A 12,416-nucleotide genomic window follows, 5' to 3' on the forward strand; every position below is an offset into this window, starting at 1 on the left:
GGCTTTGTAGAGAATCAGCTTAGAAGCTAAATTGTGCAGCTAAACGTACGCTAGTGCCTTCACCTACGGTAACGTTATTTAAACCGCCACCGGCTAGGTAGTTTTTATCGAATAAGTTCTCAATATTTAAACGTAAGTTAATATCGTTGTTATTTAAGTTAAGCTTGTAGGTTGCGCCAATATCAACACGAGTATAACCCTCTTTTGTTACGGTGTTAGCGTTATCAGCAAAACGCTCTCCTTCGTAGAACGCACCTGCATTAAAAGCAACAGCGTCATTGAGTTCATAACGTGTCCATAAAGAGGCAGACCATTTTGGAGCATCAGTAGGGCGTTTGCCCTCTAATTTTTCATCACGCTCATAGTTAGCATCTAAATACATGGTTGATGCCATAACAAATAAACGGTCAGTTGCAGCGCCCTGAGCTGCAAGCTCAAAACCTTTATGGCGTTGCTCACCTGCCTGTGTGGTGATGCTGGTTATATCACCGATAGGGTTAATAAGATCTTCGCTCACTAAGGTACCTGTTTTGCTAATATCAAATAAGGCACCGCTAAGCATTAATCGGTCATCAAACAGTTGCCATTTCACCCCAATTTCCTTTTGCTCAGAGGTAATAGCATCGAGCTTCATACCGTTATTAACATCTTTATCATTTACTAATGTTTCGTTTTGCGGCTCAAATCCTTCTGAGTAACTTGCATAAACAGTTGCAGAGGCATTTGGATGGTAAAGTACACCAACTTTAGGTACGAACGATTCGTTATTGCTGTTTTCTTTACTTTGTTTATCGTAACGACCACCCAGTGATAGTTGCCATTCTGGTGAGAATGAAATTAAATCTTGGATATAAACCCCGTAGTAGTCGTAAGCAGATGAGCTAATAGTGTCATCTGATTTGTAACTTATATTTGGGCGATTAGGCTCATTTTGATCGGCAGAAAAATTAATCGTATCAGCAGATGTGCGTAATTGGCCGTAGTAATAATCCAGTGAGTTAACGCCTACAAGTAATTGATGATGTAAACCCACCGTTTCAAATTCGCCAATGAAGTCAATAAAAGCAGTTTTAAACTGCCAATCATCGAAGCGATCGTAAGGACGTGACTGGTAACTATCACCTTCGATAAAGTCACTTGGCTTACGTGGTGCTGACTCAAAGCGCTGGCGTTCAAACGTTTGCTCATTGTAGCCTAAATTTACTTGCCAGTTATCGGTTAAAAATACTTTGAAATCAATACCCATGTTTTCAACAGTAATGTCGGTAAAGGCCCATGACATATCACGAATTGTTTTGTCATCGCCAATAATGTTGGCATCATTATCTATCCAAGCGCCAGTATCTAAGCCTGCTTCGTCATCAGTGCGATCATAATGAACACGTACTAGGGCATTATCGCTAATATCGTAATCAACCACTAAGGCACCTAAGAAGCGATCGCGTTCGCGGTTATCACCATTTTGGTATTCTCGCCAGTATTCAACATCTTGTTTTACTAATACACCACGGGCACGTAAATCTTCAGCCTCGGTGAGTGCGCCGCCAGCATCAAGCATAAAGCGAGTTGAACCATGTTGGTCAACATCGGCACTGGCACTAAATAGCGTTTGTGCAGTTGGCTTTTTAGTTACCATGTTAACTAGGCCACCGGGGCCTGATTGCCCATACAAAATACTTGAAGGGCCTTTAATAACTTCTACTTGCTCTAAAATTTCAATGGGTTGTTGGTAATGAGACCAATGCTGGTGGCCATCACGCAGGTAGCCGGTTGATGAGCTTAATTGAAAACCACGTAAGTTAAATACTTCTCTGTTTCGTTGTTTAGATCCTGCAGTTAAACTAGCATCATTGGTCAATACTTCACCAAGAGTTGTTGCTAGTTGCTCATTAACGATTGTGTCAGTGATTACGGTAACTGACTGTGCGGTATCGAGTAATGAGGTTGAGGTTCTCATTGCCCCACTGGCATTATCTACTTTGTAGTCGTTGAAGTAGCTACCTTTAACTTCAATGCGTTCTATATTTGCGGTGTTGGCAAATGCATTTGCAGAGGTGCTGGCTAAAAGTGCAATAAAAAGAGGGTTAAGTTTCATTAGTGGCTTCCGGCTTAGAATTATTAGAGTAGTAAAACGCCGCAGATCTTAATGAAAACAACTATCATTTGCAATATCTTTATTGCAACTTTTAATCGTACGTTGCTAATGGTTGCTAATTGTTAATTCTGCTATTATTAGCCGCATATTAATTGAGACTTTTCTCAAGTTATTTTTTGCTATGGAATTTACTGTGACTGCAACTGCTTTTTCATCGTTGGCCTTACCTTCAGGGTTAGTTGATAATTTATCAACGCTTGGCTACACCCAAATGACGCCTGTACAGGCGCAAAGCCTACCGCCTGTTTTAAGTGGCAAAGATATTATTGCCCAAGCCAAAACAGGCTCAGGTAAAACAGCGGCATTTAGTTTAGGCGTTTTAGCCAAGCTAAATGTAAAACGCTTTCGTATTCAGTCGCTAGTATTATGCCCAACTCGTGAGCTTGCAGAGCAAGTGGCGGTTGAGATGCGTAAACTAGCGCGTGGTATTCATAACATTAAGATTTTAACTTTGTGTGGTGGGGTTTCAATTGGGCCGCAAATTGGTTCACTCGAACATGGTGCACATATTATTGTGGGTACACCGGGGCGAGTTGACGATCATATTCGCAAAGGTACATTGCGTTTAGATGATGTTGAAACCCTGGTACTTGATGAAGCCGACCAAATGCTTGATATGGGTTTTCAAGACACTCTCGATGCCATAATTGATCGCATTCCAACCAATCGTCAAACGTTGTTATTTAGTGCTACTTTTCCAAAATCAATCGAAGCTATTGCTAAGCGTGTACTTAGTAATCCAGAAATGATTAAAGTAGAAGAGCAGCAAGAAAAAAGCACGATTAAGCAATACTTCTACAAAATGGATAATAATAAACAGCGTTATCCAACGCTTAAGCTGTTACTTCTTAAATTTACCCCGCAAAGCTGTGTGGTGTTTTGTAATACCAAGGTTGAAACGCAGCAAGTATGTGATGATTTAGCCGATGAAGGTTTTAGTGCGGTGGCACTGCATGGTGATTTAGAGCAGCGTGACCGTGAGCGTACACTGATTCATTTTGCGAATAAGAGTGCGTCTATTTTAGTGGCTACCGATGTAGCTGCACGAGGCTTAGATATTGATGACATGGACATGGTGATTAACTATCACTTAGCTCACGATCCACAAACTCATGTACATCGTGTTGGCCGTACAGGACGAGCAGGTAAAAAAGGGATTGCGTGTTCTATTTATGGTGAGGCAGAGCAATTTAAAGTGGCTCAAATTGGCGACCATTACGAGCGTGACTTTACTCCTGAGCCAATGCCATCTTATAACCTACTAGATAAGCCGCCATACAAACCTGAAATGGTGACGCTGATGATAGATGCAGGCAAAAAGCAAAAAGTGCGCGCGGGTGATATTTTAGGCGCATTAACCGGAAAAGACGGTGTTGCTGGGCGCCAAGTTGGTAAAATCAACGTACTTGATAACGTGGCATTTGTTGCGGTAGAGCGTAACTCATCTAAACCAGCGTTACGCAAATTAACCGAAGGTAATATTAAAGGACGTAAAATTCGTGCTCGTCGGCTAACGCGTTAACTCTCGATCTAATCTGAGCAACTCGCCTTGAGTTGCTCATATTCTATTTTTAGTTGTTTAAACACCTCATTGTCACCCCCTTGTTTATCTGGATGATGCTGCACTGCAAGTTGTCGCCAACGCTTTTGTAATTCTTTTAGTGTGACTGGCGATGTTAATTGCCAACGCACCAGCAGTTGTTGTTGCTGCTCATTACTCAGTGGAATTTCGCGATAAGTAGGCCTACTAAATTGCTGCCAAAAGCTATCTAATAACGCCTTGACTTCATCCGTAGATGTTTCAAAATTTTGCCAGTTTAAATAATAGTCGCGTAGTGGATCGTTAGGATGTAGTTGGTTATAACTGGAACTGTTTACTAGTTCAATATGTAAGCTTTTAACGACTAATTGTTGTTTTGGCATTAATTGCTGTTGTAGCTGATAAAGCGCATTCATAATTAAAAAATTGCGCTTAAATAGGTCGCGCTCAGGCTCGGCAGCTAAAGTATCAAGAAACCCACGTTGTTTTAACTCAGATGCTAAAGTATGAACCATCCACACTTTTTTATTGATTAATAGTTCAAAAATCTCATCTATCAGAGGGTTAAGCATTGTTTACAATCTATTAATTAGTGTATCTTGGATAAATTATCATATACCCAAATAACATTAAACCCCAAGGAGTGGGCGTGAGTGCCTGTTTTGAATTGGTCTAAATTAGATGTTTATACTTGGTTTGGGTGTCGTTTTGTTATGGCTAGCAAGGATTTAAGGATATTTTTATGCTGACTCAGTTAAAGCGCATCTGCTTTATTGGCCTTTTGGCTGTTTTAAGTAGTGCATCAAATGACGCTTTATCAAATGAGCAGCCAAGTTTGTTTGAGCAGTTTAATCTTGAACAAGCATGGCCTGAAAAGCATCGCCTTGCAACCGATATCTTATCGAACCCTGATGTTCCAAATTTACAACGCATTACTATTTATAGCGATTTAGCTGAGCTGGCGTTTGCGCAAAGTGATTTAGCCAATGCACTAAAATATTTTAAATTGCTAGAGACCAATAGTACGTTAAAAGATCAGCCTAAACTTTTCTTTCGTGCGATTAAAATGCAAGGAGTTGTGCTTTATTATCAAGGGTTAGTGCAACAAGCGGTCGTTGATTATAGCCGCGCGTTAAACATCGCAATTGCGCTTAAAAGTCCGATAAAACAGGCTAATTTACTTAGTAATATCGGGCTTGCTTATTTTGATATGTATAACATGGAGCTAGCTCTTGATTATTATCAGCAAGCCAAAGTAATTTATGAAAAAGAGGGGAGCGCACAAGATAAGGCCGATATATTACATAATATTGCCGGTATTTATATTCGTCTCTCTCGATATGAGTCAGCTCTTGAGATGTACCGTGAGGTTTTAAAAGTTTTTCAAGAACTTGGCGATGAAGACGGTGTTGCCCAAGCATACGGTAATATGGGGGTGGCGTACACAGAATCGAGACAGTACCAATTAGCACTGCATTATAATCAGTTGGCCTTACGTTACTATCAAAGCGTTAATAATGCGTTTCAACTTTCTACCAAGCATACAAACTTAGCCACCATCAACCTTAAACTAAATAAATTTGATGTTGCCTTTTATCACGCTAATGCGGGCCAACAATTTGCAATAGAGGCAGATAATAAGTCTTTATTAGCGGCAGCTTTACATGTGTTGTCAATTGTTCAATTTGTACAAGGTGATACGCAAAGTGCCAAACAAACCTCAGAGCACTCAATTACCCTTGCCAAAGAGTACAATAATGGCATGCGTATTAAAGATGGCTTAGGAATTGAAGCACTAATAAATGCGAGCTTAGGGGATTATGAAAAAGCGCTAAATTTACACCAACAGTACGTTGATTATCAGCGTAGTGTGAATACCGAAGAAGCTTCAAAAGCGGTCAGTCAATTTCAAATCCAGTTTGAATCGAATCAGCTAAACCAAGAAATTAAACAATTAAAACAACAACAATACTTACAAGAATTGCAAATAGCTAAGCGTTCACAGTTAACGTTTTTGTTGGTGATTGTTGCCATATTAATTTTAATTACGGTAATTGCTGTTTATAAGCGCCGAACAGAAAAGCAAGCTAAGTTAAAGTTAAGCGAACAAGTTGAACAGCGTACTAAAGAGCTACAAAGTGTGGCGCAAGAGCTACGTGAAGCAAACGAGGTGAAAAGCCAGTTTTTAGCGAATATAAGCCATGAAATAAGAACACCGTTAACTGCTATTTTGGCACAAACTGATGATCTTATTAATGGTCTATACAAGCCGGAACAATTACAAGATGAGCTTAGAGTAATACAACGTCAAAGTGAGCATTTAAAAAGCTTGATTAATGATGTGTTGGACTTAAGTAAGATAGAGGCAAACCGGTTAGAACTTAATATTAGTTGTTTTGATGTGGTGAAGCTTATCAACGATATTCACGCTATGTTTTCTCCTCAAACTAAAGCGAAAGGTTTATCGTTAGTTTTAGACTGCCAGTTAGAAAAATCCTATTTTACGCGATTAGATTTAACGCGAGTAAAACAAATTCTTATTAATTTATGTGCTAATGCTATTAAGTTTACTCATAAAGGGCAAGTAACTATTGGTGTTAATAAAACCGAGCAAGGGTTACTCTTTTCGATTAAAGACACTGGGATTGGCATGAGCTCATCTCAACTTAAACTTATTTTTGAGTGTTTTAGCCAAGCAGATAACAGTATTAGCCGACGTTTTGGTGGCACAGGACTAGGTTTGAGCTTGTCGCAGCAATTAGCGGCGATGATGGGTGGCTACATAAGTGTTCAGAGTGAGTTTAAAAAAGGCAGTGAGTTTTCATTTTATTTGCCTTGTATACAAGTTGAAGAGCAAGTTTGCCATGACGATCAGCAAGCTAAGTCAGATGAGCGACACAGATTATTATCGGGTAAGGTGGTGCTTGCTGAAGATCACAGTGATAACCGCAAACTGATCAGTCGTTATTTACATTCTCTTGGGCTAGAAGTGATTGCCGTTGAAAACGGTGAGCAAGCAGTAGAACAAAGTTTAAAGCTATACCCAGATTTAGTACTATTAGATATTCAAATGCCTGTTATGGATGGTATTTCTGCGTTTGAACTACTCAAGCAATGTGGTTATGAGCAGCCTATTTTAGCATTAACGGCCAATGCCATGAGCCACGAGATTGACCACTATTTATCACTTGGCTTTAGTGACTATTTAGCAAAGCCAATCGATAAAGAGTCTTTTTATACTGTGCTAGCAAAATACTTAAATGCTGCAAATACAGAGGTATCAACTGAGCAGGTTCATGTTGATATGAGTGATTTAGTAACGAGCTTTCAACAAAGTCTAGCCGAAGAAAGTGAGCTTATTGAGCTACACTTTAAAGATGCTGATTATCAGGCACTACAAAAAGATAGCCATCGAGTGTTAGGGGCGGCACAAATGTTCGAGTTTAAAGACATAGCCTTAGCGGCAAAAGCGCTAGACGATGAATTACTTCAGCCACAAATAAATACACAAAGGCTAACAACGTTAGTCAATAACTTACAGGCACTGTTTAAAAAATACGAATAAATTAATTTAACCTGAACTCCGGATAATAAATCCATCTCAAGCAGCTATTTTCAGCGCTAACTGCGTTGAATTTATTTGCAATAGGCGAGCTATTGACGCGTAATTTCGCCTTGTTTTCACTAAAAATCTCTAGCTAGAGAAAAATAAGCACAAATATTTTTTTGATTCAATATGTTAGTAAATCTCTTAACCAGAGTTCAGGTTAATCTACTCTAAAAACAAAAAAGACACCATTTGGTGTCTTTTTTATTTAAAAACGTTGATTTAACTAGGTTTAGCTTACTTACGTTTCATCGAATCAAAAAACTCATCGTTGGTTTTACTCATCGATAGCTTATCAATTAAAAATTCCATGGCGTCAATTTCTGACATGTCATGTACTATTTTACGTAAAATCCACAGCTTTTGTAGTTCATCTGGCTTAGTGAGTAATTCTTCACGGCGTGTACCAGAGCGATTAAAGTCGATAGCTGGGAATACACGTTTTTCCGCAATTTTACGGTTAAGGTGTAGTTCCATGTTACCTGTACCTTTGAACTCTTCGTAGATAACTTCATCCATTTTAGAGCCGGTATCAATAAGCGCCGTCGCAATAATTGTTAAGCTACCGCCTTCTTCAACGTTACGTGCAGCCCCAAAGAAACGCTTAGGCTTATGTAGCGCATTAGCATCTACACCACCGGTTAGTACTTTACCTGATGATGGAATAACCGTGTTATATGCACGTGCTAAACGGGTGATTGAATCAAGTAAAATAACAACGTCTTTTTTATGCTCAACTAAGCGCTTTGCTTTTTCGATAACCATTTCCGCAACTTGTACGTGGCGAGAAGCTGGCTCATCGAATGTTGATGCAATAACTTCGCCTTTTACTAGGCGTTGCATCTCAGTAACTTCTTCCGGGCGTTCATCAATAAGTAAAACCATTAATGTAACGTCAGGGTGATTATGTGTGATTGATTGCGCAATATTTTGTAGCAACATTGTTTTACCCGCTTTTGGCGGTGCTACTAATAAACCACGTTGGCCGCGGCCAATTGGTGATGCTAAATCAAGAACTCGTGCGGTAATATCTTCTTTACTGCCGTTACCGCGTTCCATACGAAAACGTTCGTTTGCATGAAGTGGGGTTAGGTTTTCAAAAAGGATTTTAGTGCGAGAGTTTTCAGGTTTATCAAAGTTAACTTCATTTACTTTAAGCAAAGCAAAGTAACGCTCACCGTCTTTTGGTGGACGAATAAGACCTGAAATAGAGTCGCCAGTACGCATACTAAAGCGGCGAATTTGACTCGGAGATACATAAATATCATCTGGGCCTGCTAAGTAAGAAGCTTCTGATGATCTTAAAAAGCCAAAACCATCTTGCAAAATTTCTAAAACACCACCACCGAAGATATTCTCTCCGCCTTTGGCGTGTGATTTAAGAATTGCAAAAATGATATCTTGCTTTCTCAAACGGGCTACGTTTTCGAGCCCCATGGACTCAGCTTGGTTTACAAGCTCTTTTATAGACTTGTCTTTTAATTCGCGTAAATGCATATTGGTGGGTTCTTTATTACAGTTGTCATACTCAAAATCGCTTTATTAGATCGTTGAGTGAGGTTCGTTGAATATAACTAAGGATTAGTTGGCTTTATAAACTAGCAGGTCATTACAGCAGCGTCCAGTACTTCTGCAAAATAAATTATAAAAAAAGGGCTGAGAGCCCTTTTTTTAATTAACACTTATTAGATGTTATTTTCTAAAAACTCAACTAATTGTGTTTTTGATAGTGCGCCTACTTTAGTTGCAGCTACTTGACCATCTTTGAAAAGTAGTAGTGTAGGGATACCACGAATACCAAACTTTGGTGGTGTGCCTGCATTTTGGTCAATGTTTAATTTAGTGATAGTTACACGGCCATCAAACTCATCAGCAACTTCGCTTAGAATTGGGGCGATCATCTTACACGGTCCGCACCATTCTGCCCAAAAGTCTACTAGTACAGGTTTGTCTGATTGTAATACGTCAGCTTCAAAGCTATCGTCGGTAATTTGGATTATTTTCTCGCTCATTGCGCTCTCCGGTTTAGTTAGGCGAAATATTTAGTGCGTATTTAAACACTCTTGTTTCTTATTGCAAGTTTAAACGTTATGCTTAAACGCTATGACTAAGACACATTTGACCGATAAAAAGTTTTCAGACTTTGCTATTGCACCGGAAGTGGTTGCCGGGTTAACCGAAAGTGGGTTTGAATATTGCACACCCATTCAAGCTAAATGCCTACCTTTTATTTGTGAAGGGCGCGATATTGCGGGCCAAGCACAAACAGGTACTGGCAAAACGTTGGCATTTTTAACTGCCACGTGCCACCGGTTATTACAATCTAGCAAAGCACCTAGTAAACATCCAAGAGCCCTGATCATGGCCCCAACTCGGGAGCTTGCGATTCAGATACACAAAGATGCAAAAATTTTAGCGCCGCACTGTAATCTTAACTTAGGTTTAGTATATGGTGGCGAAGATTACGAAAAACAACGTGCACAACTAGAAAAAGGCGTTGATATTTTAATTGGCACCACAGGTCGCCTAATCGATTTATATAAGCAAGGCTGTTACACCCTTAATGAAATTGAGGTAGTCGTGCTAGATGAAGCCGATCGTATGTTCGATTTAGGTTTTATTAAAGATATTCGTTATATGTTCCGTCGTATGCCAGATACGTCAGAGCGTTTAAACTTATTATTTTCTGCTACGCTATCGTACCGTGTACAAGAGCTTGCATTTGAACACATGACCAACCCTGAGCATGTGCAAATAGAGCCCGATGTAAAAACAGGTAAACGTATTCAAGAAGAGCTATTTCATCCTTCACAAGAAGATAAAATTAAGCTGTTGTTAACCTTGATTGAAGAAGAATGGCCTGAGAAAGCCATTGTTTTTGCTAATACCAAGCATAGCTGTGAAACCGTATATGCATGGTTAAAAGCAGACGGACATCGAGTGGGCATGCTCACCGGTGATGTAAACCAAAAGAAACGCCAGTCAATACTCGCGCAATTTAGTAAAGGCGAGCTAGACTTTTTAGTGGCTACCGATGTTGCTGCACGTGGTTTGCATATTCCAGAAGTAAGTCATGTATTTAATTTTGACTTACCTGACGATTGCGAAGATTACGTTCACCGCATTGGTCGTACAGCTCGAGCAGGCGCTTCAGGTCATGCAATTAGCTTTGCGTGTGAGCAATATGCTTATAACCTTCATGAAATTGAAGAATACATTGAGCACAGCATTCCATTATCACATTACGATAAAAGTGCATTGTTAGATGATTTAACGAAGCCGACTATTCATAGAAAACGTAATTTTTCTACTGGTCCACGTAATCGTAGTAATAACAACGGACGTCGCCCAAATAATGGTTACCAAAAAGGACGGTCTTAACCGACCGTTAGTTTGATTGTATTTGTAACTAGAGGTTTTTGAACGGTGGGGCAACTTAAACCGCAAAAAAATGTATATGCAGTCATTGATTTAGGCTCAAATAGCTTTCATATGCTTATTGCCAAATCAATGGCGGGCGGCCTGCAAACAATAGGACGCGTCAAACGTAAAGTAAGACTCGCGGCTGGGCTTGATGATGATAATTTATTGAGCTTAGAGGCTATGCAACGAGGCTGGGAATGTTTGGCCTTGTTTGCAGAGCGGTTGCAAGATATTCCAGCGCAAAACATCACCATTGTTGCCACTGCAACACTTCGTTTAGCAACCAACGCCGACGACTTTAAACTACGTGCAGAAGAAATATTAGGGCATAAAGTTAATGTTATTAGCGGCGAGCTAGAAGCACGAACGATTTATAAAGGGGTTGCACATACCTCTTCATGTACTGGCAAGCAGCTGGTTATTGATATTGGTGGAGCGAGTACCGAGGTTGTTATTGGCCAAGGTTTTGAAGCGCGTCACTATAAGAGCCTCAATATTGGTTGCGTGACTTTTCTCGAACGCTACTTTAAAGATTGCCAATTAAATGAAGCAAACTTTAATGCTGCTATAAAAGCAGCGCGAAATGTTGTTGATGAAATAGCACCTGAATACAAAACAGCTGGTTGGCAACTTGCCTCTGGTGCGTCAGGTACAGTGCAAGCTATTCAAGAAATTATGGTGGCACAAGATTTAAATGAAATGCTCACACTTGAAAAGCTCTACACCATCAAACAACAATCCATAGCTTACAAAACAATAGCTGAACTCGATTTACCAGGGTTAAGTGAAGAGCGACGGTTAGTGTTTGTATCTGGGCTGGCTATTTTAATTGCACTGTTTGAGTCACTAGAAATAGAACAAATGGGGTTAGCGGGTGGTGCTCTGCGTGAAGGTGTTTTATATAGCATGCTACCGGAGCTACATAATACCGACATTCGCCAACGTACCATTGATGGTTTTATGAACCGTTATCATGTTGATCAAAAGCAAGCATCTCGAGTATCAAGTTTAGCAGTACTGTTAGCTAATGAAGTCAGTCAGTATTGGCCGATTGAAGCACAAAACGGATTACCGCTTTTGAATGCCGTCGCGCAGCTGCATGAAATAGGTTTATTAATAGAGTATAAGCAGTACCACAAACATACCGCTTATATCTTAGAAAATACCGATATGCCTGGTTTTTCACAATCAGAACACAAAGTGATCGTTGCTATAGCTAATAGTCATCGCTGGGACCTTCAAAAGGGATGCTTAGATCATCTAGGTGTACATAGTATTGTTGCCGCATATATGGTTCGACTATTACGTATTGCCGTTATTTTATCTATGCGCCGACAAGATGATGTGTTGCCAAACTTTAAGATAACAGCTGAGAATGAAGAGTTAGTGATTCAATTTGAAAATAACTGGTTAAAAAACCACCCATTGATGGCAAGTGAGCTAAATCAAGAGATTAAGTATCAAAAAAAATGCGGTTGGAAACTTAAAGTGAGCTAGTTAATCCGGCTTTCGCGGAGTTTTTAGTGGTTAAAATGAGCTTTTAGTTGTATTTTTGTTCGAACAGTCATTTATTTCAAGTTTTCTTCAAAAAAGGGTTGATCTGTTTTCGGATCTCCCTATAATGCGACCCCACTGAGACGGCAGAGCGCAACGCATAGCGAGGCACGAGCTACTCAGTGAGTCGAGTAAAA

At 39.8% G+C, this 12,416-nt stretch carries 8 protein-coding genes; 4 read left to right on the forward strand and 4 right to left on the reverse strand.

The features are described from left to right. Positions 1-19 precede the first annotated feature (19 nt). Positions 20-2,095 carry a TonB-dependent siderophore receptor gene (locus MTF66_RS34075; protein WP_138622469.1) on the reverse strand — a complete coding sequence of 692 codons (2,076 nt, stop codon included), beginning with the start codon at positions 2,093-2,095 and terminating at the stop codon, positions 20-22. 193 nt (positions 2,096-2,288) lie between these two features. On the opposite strand from MTF66_RS34075, the gene dbpA reads away from it, so the two are divergent. Beyond that, positions 2,289-3,677: an ATP-dependent RNA helicase DbpA gene (gene dbpA, locus MTF66_RS34080; RefSeq protein ID WP_054202866.1), complete on the forward strand. Its 1,389-nt coding sequence runs from the start codon at positions 2,289-2,291 to the stop codon at positions 3,675-3,677. Between the two features lie 8 nt (positions 3,678-3,685). Here dbpA and MTF66_RS34085 read toward each other — a convergent pair whose 3' ends face one another. After that, positions 3,686-4,267, reverse strand: coding sequence for a DNA-J related domain-containing protein (locus MTF66_RS34085; RefSeq protein WP_054202865.1), 582 nt, complete (start codon positions 4,265-4,267; stop codon positions 3,686-3,688). 170 nt (positions 4,268-4,437) lie between these two features. Between MTF66_RS34085 and MTF66_RS34090 the strand changes: the two genes are divergently transcribed. After that, positions 4,438-7,260, forward strand: a complete 2,823-nt coding sequence (locus tag MTF66_RS34090) for a tetratricopeptide repeat protein (protein WP_109875821.1) — start codon at positions 4,438-4,440, stop codon at positions 7,258-7,260. Between the two features lie 279 nt (positions 7,261-7,539). Here MTF66_RS34090 and rho read toward each other — a convergent pair whose 3' ends face one another. Together rho and trxA are read right to left on the reverse strand one after the other, a co-directional pair. After that, the gene (gene rho / locus MTF66_RS34095) at positions 7,540-8,799 is read right to left on the reverse strand and encodes a transcription termination factor Rho (RefSeq protein ID WP_010392671.1); all 1,260 of its coding nucleotides are present in this window, start codon (positions 8,797-8,799) and stop codon (positions 7,540-7,542) included. 188 nt (positions 8,800-8,987) lie between these two features. After that, the gene (gene trxA, locus MTF66_RS34100; protein WP_008109071.1) at positions 8,988-9,314 is read right to left on the reverse strand and encodes a thioredoxin TrxA; all 327 of its coding nucleotides are present in this window, start codon (positions 9,312-9,314) and stop codon (positions 8,988-8,990) included. Between the two features lie 91 nt (positions 9,315-9,405). Here trxA and rhlB point away from each other — a divergent pair, with 91 nt between their 5' ends. Together rhlB and gppA are read left to right on the forward strand one after the other, a co-directional pair. Beyond that, a complete protein-coding gene (rhlB, locus tag MTF66_RS34105) occupies positions 9,406-10,683 on the forward strand; it encodes an ATP-dependent RNA helicase RhlB (protein ID WP_010392673.1) in 1,278 nt (425 codons plus the stop codon). Positions 10,684-10,728: 45 nt separating this feature from the next. After that, positions 10,729-12,222 (forward strand): guanosine-5'-triphosphate,3'-diphosphate diphosphatase, encoded by a 1,494-nt coding sequence (gene gppA / locus MTF66_RS34110; protein ID WP_248529983.1) that lies wholly within the window; start codon positions 10,729-10,731, stop codon positions 12,220-12,222. The last annotated feature ends 194 nt before the right edge of the window (positions 12,223-12,416 follow it).

The organism is Pseudoalteromonas sp. 2CM39R, assembly GCF_023161845.1.

Bases quoted from the DNA above. Each gene is read 5' to 3' on its own strand.
- MTF66_RS34075 (WP_138622469.1), bottom strand. From the start codon at position 2,095: ATGAAACTTAACCCTCTTTTTATTGCACTTTTAGCCAGCACCTCTGCA.
- MTF66_RS34085 (WP_054202865.1), bottom strand. From the start codon at position 4,267: ATGCTTAACCCTCTGATAGATGAGATTTTTGAACTATTAATCAATAAA.
- MTF66_RS34090 (WP_109875821.1), top strand. From the start codon at position 4,438: ATGCTGACTCAGTTAAAGCGCATCTGCTTTATTGGCCTTTTGGCTGTT.
- rho (WP_010392671.1), bottom strand. From the start codon at position 8,799: ATGCATTTACGCGAATTAAAAGACAAGTCTATAAAAGAGCTTGTAAAC.
- trxA (WP_008109071.1), bottom strand. From the start codon at position 9,314: ATGAGCGAGAAAATAATCCAAATTACCGACGATAGCTTTGAAGCTGAC.
- rhlB (WP_010392673.1), top strand. From the start codon at position 9,406: ATGACTAAGACACATTTGACCGATAAAAAGTTTTCAGACTTTGCTATT.